Here is a 23,320-nt window from a genome sequence, read left to right on the forward strand (position 1 = left end):
GTCTTCAATCATGAGAATACCGTTCGCGCAGATCGATGCGTTTTCCGACACGCCGTTCGGGGGCAACCAGGCGGCGGTGATGCCGTTGTCGGCATGGCTCGACGACGACGTCCTGCTGAACATCGCGCAGGAAAACAACGTGAGCGAGACCGCGTTCATCGTCGCCTCAGACGAAGATGGCGTCGATTTCGATCTTCGCTGGTTCACGCCGGGAGCAGAGGTCGCGCTGTGCGGCCACGCGACGCTTGCCAGCGGGCATTTCGTGTTGTCGTCGGACACCGCGCGCAACCGGGTGCGGTTCCGGACCCGGCAGGCCGGTATGCTGGAGGTCGTGCGAGTCGACACCGGGTACACGCTCGAACTGCCGGCGTGGGGACCGAGCCCGAAGGCGATTCCCGAGATCGTCGCCGCGTTGAACATCACGTCGCCGATCGAGACCTTGTGGCACGAGAAGGGCTATGCGCTCGTGATCGTCGAGAACGAGGCCGCGGTGCGCAACCTGAAGCCGGATTTCGCAGCGCTGGCCAAGTTCCCGATCGTCGCGATCGTCGCCGCGCGCGGAGAAGCTACCGACATTGTCAGTCGCGTGTTCACGCCTTATTACGCGATCGACGAGGATCCCGTGACGGGCGCGGCGCATGCGGTCATGGTGCCGTATTGGGCTTCCACCTTGGGAAACAGCTTCACCGCGTTTCAGGCGAGCGCGCGCGGCGGGAAACTGACGTGCCGCCTTGAAGGCAACCGCGTTGTGCTGGGCGGATCGTGCGTGACGACGATCGAAGGCACATTCCTACTGCCTTGAATGGCAAGGGCTGACAGCAAGCGGAGACGCTGACCAAGCCGATCCGGCACTCCCTTCACCCCTCCCTGAAAGGGAGGGGCCGGGGGTGGGTCGGCTGCTTGGCGGGCGCGGCGCTGGTCCGGTGCGCGACCCACCCCCAACCCCTTCCTTCCAGGGAGGGGGGCAAGAAGCCCTACCGCTTCCGCCCTTTGGTCATCGGGTCTGGTTTCTTCGGTTTCACCCAGCCCGGCGGCGGCGTCATGCGCTGCTGGCTGGTGCCGAGCCCCATCGCGCCGGGCTGCTGCCGCGTGAGGCCGGCGGTATCCGCCACCTCGCCGCCACCGCGCAACACGCTGATCTGATCGCGCAGTCTGCCCGCGGTTTCGAAGTCCATCGCGGCGGCGGCGGTTTCCATCTGGCGGCGGAGGTCTTGGATATCCATCCGCCCTGAACGCGTCAGGCGGCCACGAGTGCCGCCTCCGTTTCCGCAATCCAGCCGCCGCCTAGCACGCGTTCGCCTGCATACAGCACCGCCGCCTGGCCCGGTGCGACGCCGTATTCGGGCGCGTCGAACACCACGCGGTCGCCGAGCAGGCGGGCGGGGACAGGCTTCGCCATCGACCGCACTTTGACGGTCAACGGCCCGGTGAAGTCGCCGCCGAGCCAGTTGATATCGGTCATCCGCGCCGCCGCGACCGCCAGCGCACGACGCGGGCCGACGACGACTCGCTTGGTCTCCGGCTCGACTCGCACGACATACAGCGGTTCGGGGCTGCCGCCGATCTCCAGCCCGCGCCGCTGGCCGACGGTGAAGTGGATCAGGCCGCGATGCTCGCCGAGCTTGGCGCCGCCGAGATCGACGATGTCGCCCGCCGTCTCCGCCGCCTCGGGCCGCAGCTTCTTTACCAGCCCCGCATAATCGCCATCAGGTACGAAGCAGATATCCTGGCTGTCGGGCTTGCCCGCAACGCCGAGCCCCAGTTCCGCCGCGATCTCGCGCACGCGTGCCTTGGGCAGGCCACCGAGCGGAAAGCGCAGATAGTCGAGCTGGCTCTGCGTGGTCGCGAACAGGAAATAGCTCTGGTCGCGCGCCGGATCGGCGCCGCGGTGTAGTTCGGCACCATCCATCCCCTCGACGCGGCGGACATAATGGCCGGTCGCCAGGCAATCCGCACCGAGATCGCGCGCCAGCTTCAGCAGGTCGGTGAACTTCGGCCCCATATTGCACTGGACGCACGGGATCGGCGTCCGGCCGGCGAGATATTCGTCGGCGAACTTGTCGACCACCTGCTCGCGGAAGCTCGTCTCGTGATCGAACACGTAATGCGCGATGCCGAGCCGGTCGCACACCGCGCGCGCGTCGCGGATATCGCGGCCGGCGCAGCACGAGCCGGCACGGCCCACCGCTTCGCCGTGATCGTAGAGCTGCAAGGTGACGCCGATCGTCTCGGCGCCGGTGGCATGCGCAAGGGCTGCGACCACCGAGCTGTCGACGCCGCCGGACATCGCCACGACGATGCGCTTTCCATCCATTTCGGGCCCGAGCTGAAAATCACTCTGTTCCATCGTCGCCACATAGGCGCGACGGGGAAGGGTTGCAAAAAGATGCGCCGATTAACGGTCGACGGGGTGGATCGCCGGAAAAACGCGACCAGCGATTGGAAAAAAGCGACAGGTTCACGAAGTCTTTCACGACGTTTTACGGTCCATTCACCCCCTTGCGCTAAACCGGGCTTCCCAGTTGTTGTCGCGAGTACCCCGTTGGACCTGAGTTTTCCCCGTTTCGATCGCGATGCCGAGCTCACCGTTCTTCCCGGTGATCTCGCTGTCCTGATCGTCGGCATCGCCGCACGTCAGGCGGCGAGCCCGACTGCGGCTGTGCAGGCGGGGTTCGTACGGACGACGGTCGACCCGACACTGTTCGCGCCACTCCACGGGGCCTTCAACGGCCCCATGGCGATGGCCTTAATCCGGTGGAAAGACGAATGAAGATGCCGTTTACCGTCGCGTTTCAGCCGATCTTCAAATCCTGCGACTATCTGTCGTTGGTGCGTATCGAGAGGGGGCCCCCCGCCCCGATCAGAGGTTTCAAATGATCGAGAACCAGAAAATCCGTCCCGGCAAGGTCATCGGTCCGCTCGGCGAGCAGTTGACCCTGGACACGCTGCCGCCACCCAGCACCACCCGGTGGGTGGTCCGCCGCAAGGCCGAAGTGGTCGCTGCGGTGAACGGTGGCTTGCTGAGCGTCGATGACGTCTGTGCACGCTACAACTTGACCGTCGAGGAATTTGCCAGCTGGCAGCGCGCGATCGATCGATCGGGTATGCCGGGCCTGCGGGTGACGCGCATCCAGCACTACAAATCCTTGTACGAACGCCAGCAAAAGTACTGATCGGAAAACTCAAAACGCGAGCGGAACAAAAAACACCGCTCGCTCGTCTTTCCGCCATCGCCCGAATACGGGTTCAACGGAGGGACGTTATGATTAACCTGATCATTTGGCTGATTGTCGGTGGCGTGATTGGCTGGATTGCCAGCATGATCATGCGCACGGATGCGCAGCAGGGCATTTTCCTGAACATCATCGTCGGCATCGTCGGTGCGTTCATCGGCGGCCTGATCATCTCGGGCGGATCTATCAATAACGCACCGCTGAACATCACCTCGTTCATCGTGTCGCTGCTGGGTGCCATCATCCTGCTCGCGATCGTGAACCTCGTGCGTCGCGGAAGCGTTCGCTAAGCTTCGCTCTCGTCACGCGAAAATAAGGGCCGTCCGGGCAACCGGGCGGCCCTTTTTCGTTGTCGGTGTGGCTCGGACAAAGTGCCGATCAGGCGAGGTTACTCCCTCCCTTCGACGAAGGGGGGGATCCCCCCTCGACGGAGGGAGTAACATTGCGTCAGTTCAGCAGGAATCGCACGGACAGCGTGACCGTCACGTCCTTCTCGCCGGATACGATCTGCGTGCTGTCCTTGGTCAACGAGGCGCGGACCATCATCATCGGCTGTGGCGAGCCGCCCGTATCCTGTCCCGACTCGGCGATCGAGATGATCCGCGACACGCGCAGTCCGGCCGCCTTCGCATAGAGATCCGCGCGACGCCGGGCCTGCGCGATCGCATCGGTCCGTGCTTCGTCCAGAGCCGCGTCGGGCTTGTCGATCGACAGGTTGGGACCGTCGATCTGGTTCGCGCCCTCGGCGACCAGCGCATCGAGGATCGCCCCCGACTTGGCGACATCACGGAACCGGACGGAGACGGTGTTGGTCGCCTGATACCCGGTTATGACCGGCGGCTGGTTGTCGGCATAGCGATATTGCGGTGACAGCCCCACCGTCGAGGTCGCGATATCGCGCGGTGCAACGCCCGCCCGCTTCAGCGCGGCAAGGACCTTCGTCATCCGTTGCGCATTGTCCGACAGCGCGGCGGCGGCCGTCGGCGACTGCGAAACCACGCCTGCGCGGATCGTCGCGAGATCGGGCACGCGGGTCGTCCGCCCTTCAGCGGTCACATCGAGCACTGTACCCGCCGCGGGCACCATCGGCTCGACCGTAGTCGGTGCCGCCTGTGCGAATGTAGCGGCAGCTGGCAGGACGACTGCGGCAAGCGTGGTCAAGAACGAGGCGGTCTTCATGGATATCTCTCCCGGATAACGGTGTATCCGCGTGTTGCGCCAACCAGGTCAACACAAGCTGAACGTCCCCGAACTCTTTGCGCCACATTGCGAATAGATCGGATTCGAAGCATGTCGTGTATCCGTGCTCGTCGAAGGGCTTGAGCATGGTGACTTATTCAGATAACACAGCGTGTGAACGGCGAAGCGGGTCAAAACAAGACCGGTCGATTTTGGGATTGTGACGCGCATGAACTACGAGACGAAGATGGCCGGTCACGTCGGCGCCAGCGGTAGCGAAGAGCAGCTGGTCCTGCCGGACTACACCGCGCCATCGCATCGCCGTCGTAACATCGTCATCGCTGTCCTGGTCGTGCTGGCGATCGTCGCCGCGGTGGTCGCGTTCAAGTCCGGCAAGAAGGAGGCCGTTGCCCCCCCCGCCGTCGAACAGGTGCCGACCGTTTCGGTGGTCGTACCCGGTCGCAAGATCGTCGACCGGACGATTTCCGCCACCGGTACGATCGCGGCGCGTCGCGAGATGCCGGTCGGCGTCGCGGGCGAGGGCGGCATGATCACGCGCGTGCTGGTCGAACCCGGCCAGTGGGTCGCGGCCGGCCAGGTGCTGGCGACGGTCGATCGTTCGGTCCAGACCGAAACCGCGGCGTCGTTGTCCGCGTCAGTCAACGTCGCCCGCTCCGACGAAATGATCGCGCAGGCCGAACTCGATCGCGCCAGGCAGCTTGTCGACCGCGGCTTCATCTCGAAGGCGGATCTCCAGCGCAAGGCTGCGACCCGCGATGCCGCTGCCGCTCGCGTGAAAGTGGCGCAGGCGTCGCTGGGCGAAGCGCGCGCACGCAACGGTCGCCTCGATATTCGGGCGCCCGCGGCAGGGCTTGTTCTCACCCGCGGCGTCGAATCGGGGCAGATCGTCGGCGCAGGCACGGGCGTGCTGTTCCGCATGGCGGCGGCCGGCCAGATGGAGATGCGCGCGCAGTTGAGCGAAGCCGATCTCGCCGGCCTGCATGCCGGTGCGCGCGCGACGGTCGTCCCGGTCGGCACGACGCAGGGCTTTCCCGGCCAGGTCTGGCAGGTGTCGCCGGTGATCGACCCGCAGAGCCGTCAGGGCATCGCGCGCATCGCGGTCGGGTACGATCCCGCGTTGCGGCCGGGTGGTTTCGCCGCGGCGACGATCGTCGGCGGATCTACCCAGGCTCCGCTGCTCCCCGATTCGGCGTTGCAGAGCGACGAGAAGGGCAGCTTCGTGTACATCATCGGCGCCGACGACAAGGCCGTGCGCCGAGCGATCAAGATCGGCCAGGTCTATGACGAGGGCGTGACGATTCTTAGCGGGCTTGACGGGTCCGAACGCGTCGTATTGTCCGCCGGCGGGTTCCTCGCCCCCGGACAGAAGGTGAAGCCGGTCACGAAGAAAGCGAGCTGAGGTCATGAACTTCCGCAACATCTCGGCCTGGGCGATCCGCAATCCGGTGCCGCCGATCGTGCTGTTCATCGCGCTGACGTTGGCCGGGATCGTCAGCTTCATGCGGATGGACGTGAACAACGATCCGGACATCGATTTCCCAATCGCGATCGTCGTCATCAGCCAGCCGGGTGCCGCGCCGACCGAACTCGAGACGCAGGTCACGCAGCGTGTCGAGGCCGCAGTGCGATCGATCCAGGGGATCGACGAGATCACGTCGACCGTGACCGAGGGGCAGTCGCAGACCGTCGTTCAGCTTAGCATCGGCACGCCGATCGACCGCGCCGTCACCGACGTACGCGATGCGATCGCCCAGATCCGCAGCGACCTGCCCGAAGGTATTCTCGAGCCGCAGGTGTTCCGCGCGAACACCACCGACAACGATCTCGCGAGCTATTCGGTGATCGCCAAGGACATGACGGTCGAACAGCTCAGCTGGTACATCGACAACAACGTCGCGAAGGAACTGCTGTCGGTGCCCGGCATGGCCGCGGTCAACCGCAACGGCGGCGTCAGTCGCGAGATTCGCGTCATCCTCGATCCGCTCAAGTTGCAAAGCCAGGGCCTGACCGCAAGCCAGGTCAATGCACAGCTCCGTCAGGTCAACCTGAATGCGGCCGGCGGCCGCGCGGAGATCGCCGGGTCCGAACAATCGGTCCGCGTGCTCGGGAATGCCAAGGATGCGGTCGCGCTCGCCCAGACGCAGATCAACGTCGGCAACGGCCGCACGGTCCGTCTCGCCGACATCGCACAGGTTCGCGATCTCTACGCCGAGCAGCGCAGCCGCGCCGCGATCGATGGCCGCCAGACGATCAGCTTCGATTTTCAGCGCTCCAAGGGATCGTCCGACGTCACCGTCTTCAACGAGGCGGTGAAGAAACTCGCGGCAATGGAAAAGCGCAATCCGAACGTGCATTTCGTGCTGCGGTCGAACACCGTGAAATACACCGAAGACCAATATGAAAGCGCGATCCACGCGATGATCGAGGGCGCCGTGCTCGCGGTGATCGTGGTGTTCCTGTTCCTGCGCGACTGGCGCGCGACGGTGATCTCGTCGCTGGCGATCCCGCTGTCGGCGATCCCCGCCTTCTGGTTCATGGACCTGCTCGGCTTCAACCTGAACCAGATGACGTTGCTTGCGCTCAGCCTGGTCGCGGGCGTGCTGGTCGACGACGCGATCGTCGAGATCGAGAACATCGTTCGGCATATGCGGATGGGCAAGTCCGCCTATCAGGCGTCGATCGATGCAGCCGACGAGATCGGTCTGGCGGTTCTTGCAACGACGATGGCGATCGTCGCGGTGTTCCTGCCGGTCGGGCTGATGCCGGGCATCTCGGGGCAGTTCTTCAAGAATTTCGGCCTCACGGTCGTCGCGTCGGTGCTGATGAGCCTCGCGGTCGCACGACTCGTAACGCCGATGCTCGCCGCCTATTTCCTCAAGTCCGCCGGTCCCGCCACGCATGGCGAGGGCGTGTTGATGGACGGCTACATGGCCACGCTCAGGTGGACGTTGGAGACGGGCAGGGCAAAGGCGTCCGCCGCCCGTGGCGGTTTCCGCCGCGTCACCAGCCGCTTCTTCGACCACCGTTTCTGGGTGCTCGGCCTCGGTGCATTTGCATTCCTGCTGACCATCGTCATGTTCGGTGTCCTGCCGATGACGTTCCAGCCGGCGCAGGACAGCGACACCTCGATGGCGGTGATCGACATGGTCCCGGGTACCACGCTTGCGCAGACCGAAGCCGTGGTGACGAAGGTCGCCACACTGATCGGATCGCAGCCCGACGTGCAGTCGGTCTACGCACGCAGCGGTGCCAACGGCTCGGTCAACGCCGGTCGCGTCACCGCGACGCTGAAGGACGATCGCAAGATGAAGAGCCAGGAGTTCGAGCGCAGTTTGGCGCCTCAGCTCGCGGCGATTCCCGATGCTCGCGTCTCGTTCCGTTCGCAGAACGGCTGGGGCGGCAGCACGCGCGACATGAGCGTCACGCTCGGCGGCGACGATCCCAAGCTGCTCGACGAGACCGCGCAGAAGATCGTGACCGAGATGTCGCGCCTGCCGACGCTGGTCGCGCCGCGCGTCGCCGGCAATTTGCAGCGACCGGAAATCGTGATCAAACCGCGTTTCGATCTCGCCGCCAATCTCGGCGTGACAACGCAGGCGCTCTCGTCCGCGATCCGCATCGCGACGCTTGGCGACATCGACCAGAACTCGGCGCGGTTCTCGCTGTCGGATCGTCAGATTCCGATCCGCGTGGCGCTCGATCAGGGTGCGCGCAGCGAGCTGTCGACGATCCAGAACCTGCCAGTGTCGACCGCGTCCGGGGGCTCGGTGCCGCTCAATCTGGTGGCGGAGATCACGCTCGGTTCAGGCCCGACCAAGATCGACCGCGTCAATCAGCAGCGCCAGCTGACGATCGGCGCCGATCTCGCACCCGGCGTGGTGTCCGGCGTCGCACAGAAACAGATCGACGCCCTGCCGACGATGATGAACCTGCCGACCGGCGTGAACAAACTCGTGCTCGGCCAGTCGAAGTTCCAGGCGGAGATGATCAACAACTTCATCCTCGCGGTGATCGCGGGCACCTTCCTTGTGTTTGCGGTGCTGGTGCTGCTGTATCGCCGCGCGCTGCCGCCGTTCGTCAACATGGGCTCGCTGCTGCTGGCGCCGCTGGGTGGTCTGCTGGCGCTGTGGGCGACGGGTAATCCGGTGTCGATGCCGGTATTCATCGGTATCCTCATGTTGCTCGGGATCGTCGCGAAGAACTCGATCTTGCTGATCGACTTCGCACTGGAGGAGATGAGCAAGGGCGTCGACGTCTGGACCGCGGTGGTGGATGCCGGGCACAAGCGCGCGCAGCCGATCGTGATGACCACGGTGGCGATGGTGGCGGGGATGGTGCCGACAGCGCTGTCGATCGGCAGCGATGGATCGTGGCGTGCGCCGATGGGCATCGTCGTGATCGGCGGGCTCGTCCTCTCGACGATCCTCACCCTGCTAATCGTTCCCGCGGCGTTCAGCCTGGCAGTAGGGATCGAGCGGTATATCGGCCCGCGCCTCGGTCGCAGCCTGCTCACCTATCGCCCCGGCGACGACGGCAGCGAGGTTATCGGACTTGCCGATCCCCATCCGGCGGGGCCTCGGCTCGGACCGGCGGCGCCGAAGCTGGGTGACGGCACGCAGCCGGCGGAGTGACACGCCCTCCACGCCGGTGAGGGGTGAGATCGGGCAGTCCGACATAGGGGCCGTCGACCTCGTCCCCCCATGGCCGGAGTTTCACCGCGCTGTTATGAAGCGATCGTGGCAGACCGACGTCCGAACGGAGAAATCGACGTGAACTATCCCCGTGCTGAGGGATTGTTTCGGGTATGACGTCTTTCACCCGAACGCGCCCGATCGGCGAAGCACCGCCGGTCGCTCTCGTCCGCATGCGGATCGTCGCCACCGGCCTGCTCGTGCTTATGGCCGCGACGTTCCTCGTCAGCCGGGCGCTGGTCCCCATACACCCGGCCTTCGCGTTCGTCCGCGCGTTCGCCGAGGCGGCGATGGTCGGCGGGCTGGCGGACTGGTTCGCGGTCACTGCGCTGTTCCGTCATCCGCTGGGGCTGCCGATCCCCCACACGGCGATCGTGCCGCGCAACAAGGACCGGATCGGCGACACGCTCGCGCAATTCCTCCGCGCGAATTTCCTGATCCCCGTCGTGATCGCGCGGCGGACCCGGCGGCTCGATGTGGCGGGTGCGATCGCCCACTGGCTGACCGATCCGCCCGAGGGGGCCGGGGGGCGTTTCCGGCAAGGCGCCTCGAAGCTGGTCGCACAGGTCCTCGAAGGCCTCGATCCCGCGCGGCTCGGCGGCATGGTGAAGGCCGGGATCGGCGCCCGCTTGCGCGCTACCGAGGTCTCACCCATCCTCGGCCAGTTGCTGAAGGCTGCGATCGCCGAACGGCGCCACGCGCCCTTGCTCGAAAGTGCGATCCGCTGGGCGGCGACGACGCTGGCGGCGAACGATCACCTCGTGCGCGCGATGGTCCACGACAAGGCCGGTTCGATCCTGCGCTGGACCGGGCTCGATACCACGGTTGCGGACAAGCTGATCAACGGCTTCGACCGGCTGCTTGCCGAGATGGCGGAGGACCCCGAGCATCCGTTGCGCCTGAAGGCTGAGGAAGGCCTCGAGCGGCTTGCCTGGGATCTGCAATATGATCGCCGGATGCGCGACCGTGTCGAGACGATGAAGAACGATCTGCTCGACAATCCGGCGATGCAGCGCTGGCTCGACGGACTATGGGAACAGGCGCGAGGTGCGCTGCTGGCGATCGCACGCGATCCGGAGCGCGCGATGGCGGGCAAGCTGGGCGACCTGCTGCGGCAACTCGGCGAGACGTTGCAGCACGATCCGCGCATGTCGCGGACGATCAATCGGTTCGTTCGGCGCGCGGCGGTCGGCGCGGCGGCGGATTACGGCGACGGGATCGTCAAGCTGGTGTCGGACACCGTTCGAAGCTGGGATGCAGACACGATCACGAGCCGCCTCGAGAACGCGGTCGGGCGCGATCTGCAGTATATCCGGGTGAACGGAACGATCGTCGGCGGATTGGTCGGCCTGGTGATCCACAGCGTCGATGTGCTGCTGTGATGGGGGCGGCGCGTGGTTTAGATCGCTCGCGGGATAGCAGCATTACCGCCCGGTAACGTGTGGCCGTCTGGGTGAAGTAAGAGCTGGGGAGGCTGGTTCTAGAAACAGATCGAGATGGAACGGCGTGCCGACATCGAATGTCTGGGTAGGGACGGAAAGCGGAACGGTGGCTTTCGGGGAGGCGGGGCAATAGAGGACACTGGGAGATTGACCGTTTTATTAAACGCCTACCTCCTGCTCCGCCAACCACCGCCATAAGGCGTTTGTAAACGTCCGATGCAGCGAGTCAAACATCGAAGGTTAAAACTGCGGCTTAGTCAAAAACGGACCGCGTACTTTTTTGAATGACCCTACGGTTAACTTCGTCCCTATGTGCCCTAATTTTTGCTACAAATTTTGCTATACTATCAGGGAATTCAGTTTCACAAAGCCAATTGTGCGCCTCAAATGGCGCATGTATTTGAGCGAGCTGCACAGGCTGATCGTGTCGCCCTTCGTAACCTCGCAGAGTCTGCTTGTCCACTAACAGTATAGAGTCGTCAATAGCATCAATAACTTTACTTGCACTTCCAAATTCAATTTGGGCCATGTTAAGATCTGCGTTATCGTATATTATATCTAAAGCGTGCAGTGTAGGTGTGATATCCGACCACCCAAAACCCCCAATTGTTACCTTACCAGTTGAATTCATTATCAATCCAACGGTTGAAAAAATCAAATTAGCTACTTTTGCAAAGTTTTCATCGAGCGATTCGGCTTTTTTAATAACGAAGTCTAGAGCCGGTACCGTCCACTCTCTCTCAAGCGCATCAAAATCCATTATTTTTAGCATGGGGGATATGTTCGTTGCGATCAGGTTCGGTACAAGAGAATCATAGACTTTGAAGGACTCGGTGCCTTTATACCGTGCAATAAATTCTGCCGCGAAGTACTCTTGAAAGCTCCTATGTATAAAGTAAAGCTTTGATCCGTCCCGGTGAAGTAAGGAAACACTATTTATTAAGTCTTGGGCATATGCAGCACTATCTACCACCACTCCAGAAATGATGCTTGCGCGAGCTATATAGTTTGAAAGAGTATCCTCCGTGAAAGCGGTTTCGGAATTTACTAATGACTTATAACAAAAGGCTCGCAACAGCTTACGAAAATCGACTGGTGGCAACTTAGAAAAGTGACTTCGCTTTAGACCTTTTATTCGGTCGTGTCGCCTGTACAAAACTTCATAGGCTTGATCATAGAATGATGTTAGATGCTCATCTAAGTCAAGAAATTCACCATACACAACTAGAAGGACAACTACGGTCAAAGGAACTTGCAAAAAGCTTTGGTGTTTTGCGAAAGAACCGGAGTCAAGCTTCTCTAAAAATGACTGTTTAAGTTCGTCATCGAACGGACACTTTACAATAATTTGTCTAGTTTGTTGAGTGTTTAAAGCGGATAAATGCGCGATGTCAAAATGATGCCATCCGGCGAAATCAACCTCTGGCCGTGAAGCGATTATAATCTTTTGATCTGGAAAGCGCTGGATTATATCGTCTATTTGTCGCTTAACCTCTTCCCGCAAATTTGGATCGACCTCATCCAGGCCATCTAGGAAGATTATAAAGCTTCCGAGCTTGAAAGCCTCGTCGAATATGGCTCGGTCCTTCCTGCCCGCTTCGGATGTGACAAGGTTCCACAGGTTGTCGAAGAACGTAGTTTCGGCAGGATTTTTGAAGTCTCTAAGCTCAACAAAGAGGGGAACCTTGTCAATGGCATCGGTCAGAGAAAGCAAAGCCATTTTCTTCATAATCATCGATTTACCGGCACCACCGGTACCAACTATAAGAAGTCTGCTGCGAGCGTTCTTCGATAGGATTAAATCTTCGTCTCGAAATTGAACGCCATTGATATGCACGTAAAGATTAACGTAAATATCATTTAGATCTGTTGGAATGTCTGGGTTTGTTAGAGTTCTAACATATGCACATCTACGCTTCGTTGCATTAACGTGATCACTCAAGCTTATCGTAAAACGAGCACGGATATTGTCGACTCCGGTGCCTAGCGAACTTGCCATTGACGAAATGATTCCTTTTGGAAGCATTTTTATCATAGGGGCATATTCGACAACGTCTTTTAGAATGTCCATAAATCACACCTAAAATGCTAGCGTTATTTTAAAGGCTTGCTGGGGGCATACACTTAACTTTGCGTAACCTAAAATATTGAGAAAAATCAATCAGGGTGCGATTGTGTATCAAAAATGCCGAGGGGGATAGCGGTATCGGCCGATGGGGCTGACGGACGTCGAGTTTGCCGCTTTCTCGATAATCTAACTTTTGACCTGAAAAATCGGAGGAGCTTTTGCTAAACGGATGTCCGCTTTCGGGACCGGGAGTTTCCCACCGTGGCGTCCGATTGGGGGCGATAGCTGCCGACCAAGTTTTTGAACTGGGCAATCGCCTCTTCGAGAAACCTACCGTTCCCAATCAGGCATTGCCCAGCCCTTAGCCTTCGCCAGCAGCCGCAACGGCCCATGCGCATTCACCGCGAAGGGTTCATCGGCCCACTCGAAGGTCGGTGCGTCGGAGACATGGTCGGAATAGAAGCGGATATGGGCGTCGTCTCTCGCGATGCCTTCGCGGTTCATCCAGGTCTGGATCATCCGCAGTTTGGCCGGGCCGTAGCAATTCTCGCCTTCGATGCCGGCGAGCAGTACGCCGTCCTTGTCGCGCAGGCTCTCGGTGCCGATCACTGCGTCGAAGCCCAATCGTCGCGCGATCGCCTCGACGTAGAATCGGTACGACGCGGTTGCCATCACCAGCCGGTAGCCGGCGGTGCGGTCGGCCTCAATCTGCGCGCGGGCGCTGGCGAAGACGCCGTCGCGCATCACCCGGTCGGCGAAGGCTTCGGCCGCTCGGCGTTCTTCGGCGGGCGTCATGCGCTTGCCCAGCATCATCCGCTGCATCACGTATTTCAGTCGCCCCCGGCTGATCAGCCGCCCGACATAGCCCAGCGCCGCTACCCCGGCGAACGGCACCAGCGCCAGACGCCATGGTGCGCCGCTGCTGCGCGCGGTGTGGAGCAGGAACGGTGTCCAGGTCGGCATATGCGTGATGGTCTTGTCCATATCGTAGATGGCTAGACGTACGGCAGCGGGGCCAGAGGGGGGATTTGACGGCATTTCGATCATCCGTGTCGCTTACGCCGCATTCGTCTTGCCGATCCAGTCACTTTGCCGCAAAGGTGCCCTCGATGAGCGCGATGGCCGATTTCCAGCAGGACAGTGCCGATACCGGCACGCTTCGCTTTACCGGCGATTTGTCTTTGGCAAACATCGGCAATTTGCCCGACCGACTCGAGGCGGTCGATGCCTCCACCGTCAAGCATGTCGATCTCAGTGGCGTCGACCGGATCGATACGATCGGCGCCTGGGTCGTCCACCGGTTCGCGGCACGCAACGACGTGACGATCGATGGCCTCGACGAAAACGACCAGGCTCTTTTCGATCAGGTCGTCGCGTCCGACAAGCCGCTGACGACGCGACCCGCGAAGGTCAACGCGTTCAATCGCGTGCTGGGCGAGATCGGCGATGCGGTCGTCCTGTCGGGCAAGACCATGCTTGGCCTGCTCGGCTTTCTCGGCGCGACCACGATCGCGTTCGGCAGCGTCATCCGGCATCCGCGCCGTTTCCGGTTCAACGCCGTCGTGCAGCGGTTCGAGGTCGTCGGCGTCGCGGCGCTTGGCATCGTCGGGCTGATGAGCTTCCTGATCGGCATGGTCATCGCGCAGCAGGGCGCGGTCCAGCTGCGCCAGTTCGGCGCCGAAGTGTTCACGATCAACCTCGTCGGCCGCCTGACGATCCGCGAACTCGGTTTGCTGATGACCGCAATCATGGTCGCGGGCCGTTCCGGTTCGGCGTTCGCGGCGCAACTCGGCACGATGAAGCTGACCGAGGAGATCGACGCGATGCGGACGATCGGCGTCTCGCCGATGGAGGCGCTGGTGCTGCCCCGCGTCCTGGCGGCGATCGTGATGATGCCGCTGCTCGGCTTCTACGCGTCGGTGATCGCGATCATCGGTGGCGGGCTGCTCTGCTGGGTGACGCTGGGCATTCCGCCGGTGACGTTCATCGCCCGCATCCGCGAAGTCGTGCCGATCACCGACCTGTATATATCGCTGATCAAGGCGCCGGTGTTCGGCGCGATCATCGCGATCGCCGGTTGCTTCCAGGGGATGCAGGTCGAATCGGACGCCGAACAGGTCGGCCTGCGCACCACCTCAGCGGTGGTCCAGGGCATCTTCCTGGTGATCGTGCTCGACGCGTTCTTCGCGGTGTTCTTCACCTGGCTGGGTTGGGACTGATGGCCCGCAAGACAGACAACAAGACCGACGACTTCATTATCTCCGTGAAGGGGCTGAAGAACGCGTTCGGCGATTCGGTGGTGCACGAGGGGCTCGACCTCGACGTGCGACGCGGCGAGATCCTCGGCGTGGTCGGCGGATCGGGCACCGGCAAGTCGGTGCTGATGCGCTCGATCATCGGCCTGCAAACGCCGGTCGCAGGCGAGATCACGGTCTTCGGTGAGCCGAATATCGGGCGCGAGGAGACCGAGGCTACCGAGATCCGCAAGCGTTGGGGCGTGTTGTTCCAGGGCGGTGCGCTGTTCTCGACGCTGACCGTCGCTGAGAACGTCGAAGTGCCGTTGCGTGAATTTTATCCCGACCTTCCACCGGCGCTGCTTGCGGAAATCGCGTCGTACAAGGTGGTGATGACCGGCTTGCCGGCCGATGCCGCGAACAAGTTTCCGGCCGAGCTGTCGGGGGGCATGAAGAAGCGCGCCGGCCTCGCACGCGCGCTGGCGCTCGATCCCGAATTGCTGTTCCTCGACGAGCCGACCGCCGGGCTCGATCCGATCGGCGCGGCCGCCTTCGACGGGCTGACGCAGTCGCTGCAGAAGACGCTGGGGCTGACGGTGTTCCTGATCACGCATGATCTCGATACGCTGTATGCGATCTGCGACCGGGTCGCCGTGCTGGCCGACAAGAAGGTGATCGCGGTCGGGACGATCGACGAATTGATCGCGCTCGATCATCCGTGGATCGAGGAATATTTCAAGGGGCCCCGCGGACGTGCCGCGGTCGCGACGCAGGAGGCGCATGACCGCGCCGACGAGCAAGCTGCCCAACATCCTACTGAAGTCCAGTCCAAGCAGTCCGCGCCGGACGACGCCGACGCGACATACGCCGAGAAAGAAGCAAGGACGCGCTGATGGAAACCCGTTCGAACCACGTCCTAGTCGGCGCCGTCGTGCTGATCCTGCTGGCCCTGCTGGCGCTGTTCACGGTGTGGATCGCGCGGCTGGGCGGCAAGGAAGAGAAGGAATACGACATCTTCTTCCGCCAGTCGGTCGACGGGCTCGCGCGCGGTTCCGCCGTGACCTTCTCGGGCGTGCCGTCGGGCCAGGTGAAGACGATTTCGCTCTGGAAGAACGATCCGCAGTTCGTCCGCGTCCGTATCAGCGTCGACGAAGCGACGCCGGTCTTGCAGGGCACGACGGCGTCAATTTCGGGCGTCGGATTTACCGGTGTCAGCCAGATCTCGCTCGACGGCGCCCGCAAGGGTGCGCCGGCGATCGGCTGCCCCGACGTCAAGACGCCGACCGAATGCCCGTATGGCGTGCCGGTTATTCCGACCAAACTCGGCGGTCTCGGTGCGATCCTCAACTCCGCGCCGCAGTTGCTCGAGCGGCTGTCGACGCTGACCGAGCGTTTGACGGGCTTGCTGACCGACAAGAACCAGGCATCGATCGCGGGTATTCTGGCGAATACCAACCGGCTGACCGATGCGCTTGCCGATCGCGGACCCGAGATCGCCGCGACGCTGGCGCAGACCCGCATTGCGATCCAGCAGGCGGGCGATGCCGCGCAGCAGTTCGGCGTGCTGGCCAAGACCACCAACGGCGTCCTGTCCGATGACGTGAAGCCGGCGATGGCGAACCTGAACAAGGCGATCATCTCCGCGCAGCAGAGCGCCGACACGCTGAACTCGGCGATCGGCGATGCGCGGCCGGGGTTGCAGGCCTTCTCCAAGACGACGATCCCCGAGGCCAACCGTCTGGTCCACGACCTGCGGACGACCGCCGCGGCGCTGTCGTCGGTCGCCGAGAAGGTCGACCAGCAGGGTGCGAGTTCGTTGATCGGGCAGCAGAAGCTCCCGGATTACAAGGGTAAGTGAGGCACGCCATGAAGACACCGCTCATCCTGATCGCGATGCTCCCCCTCGCCGGTTGCATCAGCTTCGGCGCGAAACCGCCCCCCACGCTGCTGACGCTGACGAGTGCATCGTCGGTGCCGGTCGGCCAGAACCAGGATTCGGCGACCGCGAAGTCGATCACGATCCTGACGCCGGTGGTACCGCAGTCGCTGGCGACCGCGCGCGTGCCGGTACAGGCCACGCCGACGTCGATCGCGTATGTGACCGACGCGCAGTGGGCGGAGCCCCCGGCGCGGCTGTTCGCGCGGCTGGTTTCCGACACCGTCGCAGCGCGGACCGGGATGGTCGTGCTGTCGACGGCACAGTCGATCGGCGATCCGGGTGGGTCTTTGGGCGGCGAACTGCGCAATTTCGGCCTCGATGCGACGGCGCGGCAGGCTGTCGTCACGTTCGATGCGTCGCTGACGCGCGCGGGCAAGGCGACGGTCGAGAAGCACCGCTTCGAGGCGCGCGTGCCGGTGTCGACGATCGATGCCGCGTCTGCTGCAGCTGGGATCAACCAGGCCGCCAACCAAGTCGCGACCGAAGTGGCGGACTGGATCGGCCGGTAACGCCGCGTCGCTCTGGGCGTTGATGCTCTCTGATCAGGAGAGCGGCGATGCCACGGGGCGACAAGAGCGCATACACCGACAAGCAGAAGCGTAAGGCTGCGCATATCACGGACGGCTATGAGGAGCGCGGTGTTCCCGAGAAGGAGGCGGAGGCGCGAGCCTGGGCGGCGGTGAACAAGGATTCGGGTGGGGGTAATCTGTCCGGCTCGGGCCGAGGGAAGCCCGATACGCATGTCTCGTCGCATGCGGGCGGGAAGCAGGCGGCTGGGCGTAGCGATGCGGCGAAGTCTGCTGCGGCGAAGAAGGGTTGGGAGACCCGGCGGAAGAACGCGGGGTAAAGTCGACACTCGTCGTTGCCAGATAAGGTGTCGTCATCCTGACGAAAGTCAGGATCCAGGGTTACGAACGCTGCGTTGCTTGGCTCTGGATCCTGACTTTCGTCAGGATGGCGGACGGTATTTGTGGGCCATGTTGGTCAGTGCTTCAGCGGGCTAGTGTCGCTTTAGCCTCCGCAAGATGCAGGCGCTCTACCATCTGGCCATCGAGGCGGATGGCGCCCATGTCGGCATTCTCCGGTTTCGCGAACGCGGCGACAATCGCTCGCGCCCATGCCAACTCCTCCTCGCTCGGCCCAAAACCGGCGTTGGCCGCATCGATCTGGGACGGGTGGATCAACGTCTTGCCGTCGAACCCCAGCATCGCCCCTTGCGTACACTCGGCCGCGAACCGCGCGGGGTCGTCCAGCGCGTTGCAGACGCCGTCGAGCGCGACGATGCCGGCAGCACGGGCGGCCATGATCGTTGCTGTGAGCGCCGGGATCAGCGGCATGCGATCGGCTCCCAGCCGGCAGCGTATCTCCTTGGCGAGGTCGTTGGTGCCGGCAATCAGCGCGGTGAGGCGCGTTTCGGCTGCTGCTGCGGAGAGCGAGGGGAGCGCGAGGATCGCCGCGCAGGTCTCAATCATCGCCCAGATCGGTGGGCCGTCTTCGCCGAGCGCTGCGCGAACTGCGATCAAGTTGGCGACCGACGAGACTTTGGGAACGAGCACCGCATCGATGCCGCTCGCATGGACTGCGGCGATGTCGTCGGCGTACCAGGGGGTGCCGATCCCATTGATGCGCACCACGAGTTCGCGCGCGCCGAACCCGCCTTCGCGTACTGCTCTGACGACCCGGTCGCGCGCGGCGGCTTTCTCGTCTGGTGCCACGGCGTCTTCCAGGTCGAGGATGACGACGTCGCAGTCGAGCGTCCGCGCTTTGGCGATCGCGCGCGCATTCGACGCGGGCATGTAGAGCGCGCTGCGCCGTCGCCGGAGAGTCATGGCCGGTCGGCCATCAGCGCGCGAGTGACGCCGTTGGTCCAGCCGAAGCCGTCCTGGTTGGGATATTCGCCGCCGCCACCCGGCTTGCGCTCGACCACGTCGTATTTCTCGAGAAGCTTGCCGCTCGCCCGATATTCGCGGTCGACCGACGCGAGCCAGGCCTTGGTGATCTGCTCGGCCAGCCCGGTTTGGCTGTAGCCCCGCAGGCCTTCGATCGCGATCCACTGGAGCGGGGCCCAGCCATTGGGGTCGTCCCATTGCTGGCCGCTGCCGATCAGGGTGGTGCGGAGCCCGCCTTCGCCGACGAATGGGCGTAGGGCGGTGGCGGTCGCCTTCGCCTGATCGGGGGTGGCGACCTTGGCGAACAGCGGGAAGGCCATCGCGGCGCTGGCGAAGTCGTTCGCGCGGTTGGTATCGAGGTCGTAATCCGCGAAGAACCGGCCGTTCCACAGATGCTTGCGGATCGCGGCGGCGCGAGCGGTCGCTTGGGCGGTGTAAGACGTCGCGCAGGCGGTGTCGCCGAGCGTCCGGCAGTTCGTGGCGATCGCCTGCTCCATGCCGACCATCAGGCTGTTGAGATCGACCGGTGCGAACCGCGTCGTGCGGATGGTGGCGAGCGTGCGGCCGTCGGCGAGCCAGCGCGACGAAAAGTCCCAGCCGCTTTCCGCCGCCGCGCGCAGGTCGCGGAAGAGTTCGCCGCGGTTGCGCGACGGGGTGCGGTCGGCGAGCTCCGCGTCCTCGCGATAACTCTCGTCGCGGGGATCGGCGCGGTCGTCCCAATAGCGGTTGAGCAGCGCGCCATCGGGCAGGCGGACCGCGCGGCGCGATTGCTGGCTTGGCTTGAGCGCGTCGGCGCCGGCCATCCAGAACGCGTGTTCGGCGCGGAGCTGGCGGGTGCGGGCGGCGAGCGTCTTGGGATCGCGCGACAGGCCGGCGATCAGGTAGAAGAACGGCGGTTGCGAGCGGCTGAGATAATAGGTGCGCGTGCCGTTGGGGATATGGCCGTAGCGGTCAATCAGGCTGCCGAAATCGACGACCATGTCCTCGACCAGATCCTGCCGCCCCGAGCGCTGGACGCCGAGCAGCGTGAAATAGCTATCCCAGTAATACATCTCGCGAAAGCGGCCGCCGGGGACGACGTAGCGCTTCGGCAGGGTCAGCGCTGACGAGCCTGCGGGGACGGTCGTTTGGGTTCGCGTGAGTTGCGGCCAGAGTGCGTCGATATGCGCCTTGAGGGTGAGGCGTTCAGCCGATGGCGGCGCGGCGGGCGTCGCCGGGATCGTGAAGTTTGCCTCGACGAATCGGCGCAGCGCCGGTTCGGCATCGCAGCGGCATTTCGCGTAGTCGGTCAGGATCGCCTTCGCCGGCCGCCTGGGAACCGCGTCGGCGAAAGTCTTCGAATCCGGGAACAACGCCCGCATCTGTACCGCCTTGTAGAGCGGCCCAAACAGTTGCGCCGGCGACTGCGGCGCGGGCGATGCCGCGACCAGCAGGGTCGATAGCGCGAGCAGGCCGAGGCGGCGCATCAGGTAACGACGTCCGGTGCGGTGCGGCCGGTGTGCTGCTCGATGCCGGCAATCGACTCCGCCGCGGTAACGATGCTGGCGAGCATCTCGCCGGTGTCGCGGTCGAGGTCGCCGCCGACGGGCTCGTAGCGTTCGAGGTAGACGCGCAGCGTCGCACCGGTGGTGCCGGTGCCCGACAGGCGGAACACCACGCGGCTGCCGCCCGCGAACAGGATGCGGGCGCCCTGGTTGCGGCTGATCGAGCCGTCGGTCGGGTCGGTATAGGCGAACTCGTCGGCGGTCTCGACGGTGAGGTCGCCGAACTGCTGGCTGGGGAGGGTGGCGAGGCTCGTGCGCAAGGCGGCCATCAATGCGTCGGCACGGGGTGTCTCGACGCCTTCGTAATCGTGGCGGGCGTAATAGTTGCGACCGAACTTCGCCCAGTGATCGCGGGCGATCACGTCGACGCTTTCACCGCGGACGGCGAGGATGTTGAGCCACAGGAGGACCGCCCACAGGCCGTCCTTCTCGCGGACATGGTCGGAGCCCGTGCCAGCACTTTCCTCGCCGCAGATCGTCGCCATGCCGGCGTCGAGCAGGTTGCCGAAGAACTTCCAGCCGGTCGGCGTCTCGTAGGCGGGGATGCCGAGCGACTCAGCCACGCGGTCGGCGGCGGCGCTGGTCGGCATCGAGCGGGCGATGCCCTTGAGACCGCCTGCATAGCCCGGCGCGAGGTGCGCGTTGGCGGCCAGCATCGCGAGGCTGTCCGAGGGGGTGACGAAGCGGTGCTTGCCGATGATCAGATTACGGTCGCCGTCGCCGTCCGACGCTGCGCCGAAATCGGGCGCGTCGGGGGCCATCATCGTCTCGTAGAGTTCGTGCGCATGGACGAGATTGGGATCGGGGTGGTGGCCGCCAAAATCGGGGAGGGGTTCGCCATTGCGGACGGTGCCGGGCGCGAAGCCGAGGCGACGTTCGAGGATCTCGGTCGCGTACGGCCCGGTGACGGCGCTCATCGCGTCGAACGCCATCGTCAGCTTGGCGGTGCGGATCGCGTCGAAATCGAACAGCGTCTCCATGAGCGCGGCGTAATCCTCAACCGGGTCGACGACCTCGACGGGCATATCGCCGACCATGACCTCGTCGTCGGTGTCGAGATCGATGTCGTCGGCGTCGACGGTCAGCCAGCGGTCGATCTCGAGCGTCCGCGCGTTGATCGCGTCGGTGACGGATTCGGGTGCGGGGCCGCCGTTGGCGATGTTGTACTTGATCCCGAAATCCTCGTCGGGGCCGCCGGGGTTGTGGCTTGCCGAGAGGACGAGGCCGCCGATCGCGCGACGCTTGCGGATCATGTGGCTGGCGGCGGGGGTCGACAGGATGCCGCCGCGGCCGACGATCACGCGGCCGAAACCGTTCGCCGCCGCCATGCGGATCGCGACCTGGACGACTTCGCGGTTGAGGAAGCGGCCGTCGCCACCGATGACCAGGGTCGCGCCGGCCTTATCCGCCACCACGTCGAACACCGACTGGACGAAATTCTCGGCGTAATTGGGCTGCTGGAAGACCTTCACCTTCTTGCGCAGGCCCGACGTGCCGGGCTTCTGGTCGGTGTAAGGCGTGGTCGGTACGGTGCGTATCATGCGGTCCCCGTAAGGCTTGCGTAAAGGTTTGCGTAGCGGCGGCCGCTCCCGTCCCAGGAGAAGTCCGCGCGCATCGCGTTGCGCTGCAACATGGCCCAGCGATCGGGGCGTGCATAGAGGGCCAGCGTTCGGCGTAGCGCGTGGCTGAGCGCTTCCGGCGTGACGCCGTCGTGCTGGATGCCGGTGGCGACTCCCGCGGCGATCGCGGCTTCGTTGGCGTCGATCACGGTGTCGGCAAGCCCGCCGGTGCGTGCGACGACGGGGATGCATCCGTAGGCGAGGCCATAGAGCTGCGTCAGGCCGCAGGGTTCGAACCGCGACGGGATCAGGATCGCATCGGCGCCGCCTTGCAGCAGGTGCGAGACGGGTTCGTCGTAGCCGATGCGGACGCCGATCCGGCCGGGGTGACGTTCGGCGGCGTAGAGGAACGCGCGTTCGAGGGCGGTGTCGCCTGAACCCAGCAACGCTAGCCGTCCGCCGAGTGCGACAAGCTCGTCCAGCGCGCCTGCGAGCACGTCCATGCCCTTTTGCCCGGTGAGGCGGCTGATGACGGTGAAGAGCGGGCCGTCGCCGGCGTCGAGGCCGAACAGGGTTTCGACCGCGCGTTTGTTGGTGCGGCGGCGGGCGAGGGTGCGCGCGGTGTAGCGGGCGGGGAGCGACGCGTCGGTATCGGGGTTCCAGACGGCGGGGTCGATGCCGTTGACGATGCCTGTCACGCGGTTGGCGCGGTCGTTGATCAGCCCTTCGAGGCCCATGCCAAATTCGGCCCGGCGGATTTCGGCGGCGTAGGTCGGGCTGACGGTGGTGATCGCGTCGGCGGCTTCGAGCCCGGCCTTGAGATAGCCGACGCCGCCATAATATTCGACGCCGTCGAGCGCGAAGGCGATGTCGGGGAGGCCAAGGTCGGGAAAGATCTCGTAATCGTAGCGACCCTGGAACGCGATGTTGTGGATCGTGACGACCGTCTTCGCAGCTGCGCATGGGCCGGGGGCGTAGCGGAGATAGGCGGGGGCCATCGCCGCCTGCCAGTCGTGCGCGTGGAGGATGTCGAACGCGTAGCCGGGGACCGCGCCCGAGGCGAGATCGGCGGCGGCGCGGCTGAACGCGGCGAAGCGGCACCAGTTGTCGGACCAGTCTGCGCCGGTCGCGTCGCCGTAAGGACCGCCGCCTCGCGCGAACAGCGCGGGGGCGTCGAGGACGAGGAGGGGGTGGTCGCCGATCTTGGCTTTCAGGATGCGGGCTTCGGTGCCGAGCAGGTCGGTGTAGCGGTGGACGACTTTCGCGCGCTTGGTGACGGCGGCGAGGGCTGGGTAGCCTGGGAGGAAGGTGGTGAGGGCTACGTCATGCGGGGCAAGCGCAGCCGGCAACGCGCCGACGACATCTGCGAGACCGCCGGTTTTGACGAGGGGGTAGGCCTCCGAGGCGACGGAGAGGACGCGCATCATGATACCAAGCTCGCGGTTAGTCCCTTACTGCTCCCCTCCCTGGCAGGGAGGAGCCGGGGGTGGGTCGGTATGGGGAGCGCGGACCGGTCGCCAA

The 23,320-nt window shown here is 63.9% G+C and carries 21 protein-coding genes; 12 read left to right on the forward strand and 9 right to left on the reverse strand.

The window, feature by feature from the left end; all coding sequences use genetic code 11:
* Positions 1–10: 10 nt before the first annotated feature.
* Positions 11–802 carry a PhzF family phenazine biosynthesis protein gene (locus U1707_RS13475; protein ID WP_332800598.1) on the forward strand — a complete coding sequence of 264 codons (792 nt, stop codon included), beginning with the start codon at positions 11–13 and terminating at the stop codon, positions 800–802.
* Between the two features lie 172 nt (positions 803–974).
* Here the strand turns inward: U1707_RS13475 and U1707_RS13480 are convergent, their stop codons facing one another.
* Both U1707_RS13480 and mnmA read right to left on the reverse strand, forming a co-directional pair.
* Positions 975–1,223 carry a UvrB/UvrC motif-containing protein gene (locus tag U1707_RS13480; RefSeq protein ID WP_332800599.1) on the reverse strand — a complete coding sequence of 83 codons (249 nt, stop codon included), beginning with the start codon at positions 1,221–1,223 and terminating at the stop codon, positions 975–977.
* A 14-nt stretch (positions 1,224–1,237) separates the two neighbouring features.
* Positions 1,238–2,347, reverse strand: coding sequence for a tRNA 2-thiouridine(34) synthase MnmA (gene mnmA, locus U1707_RS13485; protein ID WP_332800600.1), 1,110 nt, complete (start codon positions 2,345–2,347; stop codon positions 1,238–1,240).
* A gap of 195 nt (positions 2,348–2,542) precedes the next feature.
* On the opposite strand from mnmA, the gene U1707_RS13490 reads away from it, so the two are divergent.
* The 3 genes from U1707_RS13490 to U1707_RS13500 all read left to right on the forward strand — a co-directional run bounded on the left by U1707_RS13490 (position 2,543) and on the right by U1707_RS13500 (position 3,523).
* Complete coding sequence (locus U1707_RS13490) at positions 2,543–2,770, forward strand: hypothetical protein (RefSeq protein WP_131587527.1); 228 nt, start codon at positions 2,543–2,545, stop codon at positions 2,768–2,770.
* A 103-nt stretch (positions 2,771–2,873) separates the two neighbouring features.
* Entirely contained in the window at positions 2,874–3,173 is a 300-nt protein-coding gene (gene sciP, locus U1707_RS13495) for a CtrA inhibitor SciP (protein ID WP_131587528.1), read from the forward strand.
* Between the two features lie 92 nt (positions 3,174–3,265).
* Positions 3,266–3,523, forward strand: a complete 258-nt coding sequence (locus U1707_RS13500) for a GlsB/YeaQ/YmgE family stress response membrane protein (RefSeq protein WP_176501817.1) — start codon at positions 3,266–3,268, stop codon at positions 3,521–3,523.
* A gap of 157 nt (positions 3,524–3,680) precedes the next feature.
* On the opposite strand, the gene U1707_RS13505 is transcribed toward U1707_RS13500, so the two are convergent.
* Positions 3,681–4,412, reverse strand: a complete 732-nt coding sequence (locus U1707_RS13505) for an SIMPL domain-containing protein (RefSeq protein WP_332800601.1) — start codon at positions 4,410–4,412, stop codon at positions 3,681–3,683.
* A gap of 229 nt (positions 4,413–4,641) precedes the next feature.
* Between U1707_RS13505 and U1707_RS13510 the strand changes: the two genes are divergently transcribed.
* From U1707_RS13510 to U1707_RS13520, 3 genes are all read left to right on the forward strand, one after another.
* Complete coding sequence (locus U1707_RS13510) at positions 4,642–5,832, forward strand: efflux RND transporter periplasmic adaptor subunit (RefSeq protein ID WP_332800602.1); 1,191 nt, start codon at positions 4,642–4,644, stop codon at positions 5,830–5,832.
* Between the two features lie 4 nt (positions 5,833–5,836).
* Positions 5,837–9,064, forward strand: a complete 3,228-nt coding sequence (locus U1707_RS13515; RefSeq protein WP_332800603.1) for an efflux RND transporter permease subunit — start codon at positions 5,837–5,839, stop codon at positions 9,062–9,064.
* 233 nt (positions 9,065–9,297) lie between these two features.
* The gene (locus U1707_RS13520; protein WP_332800839.1) at positions 9,298–10,506 is read left to right on the forward strand and encodes a DUF445 domain-containing protein; all 1,209 of its coding nucleotides are present in this window, start codon (positions 9,298–9,300) and stop codon (positions 10,504–10,506) included.
* 313 nt (positions 10,507–10,819) lie between these two features.
* On the opposite strand, the gene U1707_RS13525 is transcribed toward U1707_RS13520, so the two are convergent.
* Positions 10,820–12,637, reverse strand: a complete 1,818-nt coding sequence (locus U1707_RS13525; protein ID WP_332800604.1) for an NACHT domain-containing protein — start codon at positions 12,635–12,637, stop codon at positions 10,820–10,822.
* Positions 12,638–12,964: 327 nt separating this feature from the next.
* Entirely contained in the window at positions 12,965–13,681 is a 717-nt protein-coding gene (locus U1707_RS13530) for an HAD family hydrolase (protein WP_332800605.1), read from the reverse strand.
* A gap of 62 nt (positions 13,682–13,743) precedes the next feature.
* On the opposite strand from U1707_RS13530, the gene U1707_RS13535 reads away from it, so the two are divergent.
* From U1707_RS13535 to U1707_RS13555, 5 genes are read left to right on the forward strand one after another with little or no spacing between them, the layout of a single operon-like run.
* Complete coding sequence (locus tag U1707_RS13535) at positions 13,744–14,853, forward strand: ABC transporter permease (RefSeq protein WP_332800606.1); 1,110 nt, start codon at positions 13,744–13,746, stop codon at positions 14,851–14,853.
* Positions 14,853–15,761, forward strand: a complete 909-nt coding sequence (locus U1707_RS13540) for an ABC transporter ATP-binding protein (protein WP_332800607.1) — start codon at positions 14,853–14,855, stop codon at positions 15,759–15,761. The genes U1707_RS13535 and U1707_RS13540 overlap by 1 nt, the downstream gene beginning before the upstream one ends.
* Positions 15,761–16,726 carry an MlaD family protein gene (locus U1707_RS13545; protein ID WP_332800608.1) on the forward strand — a complete coding sequence of 322 codons (966 nt, stop codon included), beginning with the start codon at positions 15,761–15,763 and terminating at the stop codon, positions 16,724–16,726. Before U1707_RS13540 ends, U1707_RS13545 begins: the two co-directional genes overlap by 1 nt.
* An 8-nt stretch (positions 16,727–16,734) precedes the next feature.
* A complete protein-coding gene (locus U1707_RS13550) occupies positions 16,735–17,316 on the forward strand; it encodes an ABC-type transport auxiliary lipoprotein family protein (protein ID WP_332800609.1) in 582 nt (193 codons plus the stop codon).
* Positions 17,317–17,363: 47 nt separating this feature from the next.
* Positions 17,364–17,654, forward strand: a complete 291-nt coding sequence (locus U1707_RS13555) for a plasmid stabilization protein (protein WP_332800610.1) — start codon at positions 17,364–17,366, stop codon at positions 17,652–17,654.
* Between the two features lie 145 nt (positions 17,655–17,799).
* Here the strand turns inward: U1707_RS13555 and U1707_RS13560 are convergent, their stop codons facing one another.
* From U1707_RS13560 to glgA, 4 genes are read right to left on the reverse strand one after another with little or no spacing between them, the layout of a single operon-like run.
* Positions 17,800–18,636: an HpcH/HpaI aldolase/citrate lyase family protein gene (locus U1707_RS13560; RefSeq protein ID WP_332800611.1), complete on the reverse strand. Its 837-nt coding sequence runs from the start codon at positions 18,634–18,636 to the stop codon at positions 17,800–17,802.
* The gene (gene treA, locus U1707_RS13565) at positions 18,633–20,162 is read right to left on the reverse strand and encodes an alpha,alpha-trehalase TreA (RefSeq protein ID WP_332800612.1); all 1,530 of its coding nucleotides are present in this window, start codon (positions 20,160–20,162) and stop codon (positions 18,633–18,635) included. The genes U1707_RS13560 and treA overlap by 4 nt, the downstream gene beginning before the upstream one ends.
* The gene (locus tag U1707_RS13570) at positions 20,162–21,781 is read right to left on the reverse strand and encodes an alpha-D-glucose phosphate-specific phosphoglucomutase (RefSeq protein WP_332800613.1); all 1,620 of its coding nucleotides are present in this window, start codon (positions 21,779–21,781) and stop codon (positions 20,162–20,164) included. The genes treA and U1707_RS13570 overlap by 1 nt, the downstream gene beginning before the upstream one ends.
* Positions 21,778–23,229: a glycogen synthase GlgA gene (glgA, locus tag U1707_RS13575; protein ID WP_332800840.1), complete on the reverse strand. Its 1,452-nt coding sequence runs from the start codon at positions 23,227–23,229 to the stop codon at positions 21,778–21,780. The genes U1707_RS13570 and glgA overlap by 4 nt, the downstream gene beginning before the upstream one ends.
* Between the last annotated feature and the right edge of the window lie 91 nt (positions 23,230–23,320).

Source organism: Sphingomonas sandaracina (assembly GCF_036663695.1).
Taxonomy (GTDB): Bacteria; Pseudomonadota; Alphaproteobacteria; order Sphingomonadales; family Sphingomonadaceae; genus Sphingomonas.

Coding starts and splice junctions, on each gene's coding strand:
- U1707_RS13475 (WP_332800598.1), top strand. CDS start 11: ATGAGAATACCGTTCGCGCAGATCGATGCGTTTTCCGACACGCCGTTC.
- U1707_RS13480 (WP_332800599.1), bottom strand. CDS start 1,223: ATGGATATCCAAGACCTCCGCCGCCAGATGGAAACCGCCGCCGCCGCG.
- mnmA (WP_332800600.1), bottom strand. CDS start 2,347: ATGGAACAGAGTGATTTTCAGCTCGGGCCCGAAATGGATGGAAAGCGC.
- sciP (WP_131587528.1), top strand. CDS start 2,874: ATGATCGAGAACCAGAAAATCCGTCCCGGCAAGGTCATCGGTCCGCTC.
- U1707_RS13505 (WP_332800601.1), bottom strand. CDS start 4,412: ATGAAGACCGCCTCGTTCTTGACCACGCTTGCCGCAGTCGTCCTGCCA.
- U1707_RS13510 (WP_332800602.1), top strand. CDS start 4,642: ATGAACTACGAGACGAAGATGGCCGGTCACGTCGGCGCCAGCGGTAGC.
- U1707_RS13515 (WP_332800603.1), top strand. CDS start 5,837: ATGAACTTCCGCAACATCTCGGCCTGGGCGATCCGCAATCCGGTGCCG.
- U1707_RS13520 (WP_332800839.1), top strand. CDS start 9,298: ATGCGGATCGTCGCCACCGGCCTGCTCGTGCTTATGGCCGCGACGTTC.
- U1707_RS13525 (WP_332800604.1), bottom strand. CDS start 12,637: ATGGACATTCTAAAAGACGTTGTCGAATATGCCCCTATGATAAAAATG.
- U1707_RS13530 (WP_332800605.1), bottom strand. CDS start 13,681: ATGATCGAAATGCCGTCAAATCCCCCCTCTGGCCCCGCTGCCGTACGT.
- U1707_RS13535 (WP_332800606.1), top strand. CDS start 13,744: ATGAGCGCGATGGCCGATTTCCAGCAGGACAGTGCCGATACCGGCACG.
- U1707_RS13540 (WP_332800607.1), top strand. CDS start 14,853: ATGGCCCGCAAGACAGACAACAAGACCGACGACTTCATTATCTCCGTG.
- U1707_RS13545 (WP_332800608.1), top strand. CDS start 15,761: ATGGAAACCCGTTCGAACCACGTCCTAGTCGGCGCCGTCGTGCTGATC.
- U1707_RS13550 (WP_332800609.1), top strand. CDS start 16,735: ATGAAGACACCGCTCATCCTGATCGCGATGCTCCCCCTCGCCGGTTGC.
- U1707_RS13555 (WP_332800610.1), top strand. CDS start 17,364: ATGCCACGGGGCGACAAGAGCGCATACACCGACAAGCAGAAGCGTAAG.
- U1707_RS13560 (WP_332800611.1), bottom strand. CDS start 18,636: ATGACTCTCCGGCGACGGCGCAGCGCGCTCTACATGCCCGCGTCGAAT.
- treA (WP_332800612.1), bottom strand. CDS start 20,162: ATGCGCCGCCTCGGCCTGCTCGCGCTATCGACCCTGCTGGTCGCGGCA.
- U1707_RS13570 (WP_332800613.1), bottom strand. CDS start 21,781: ATGATACGCACCGTACCGACCACGCCTTACACCGACCAGAAGCCCGGC.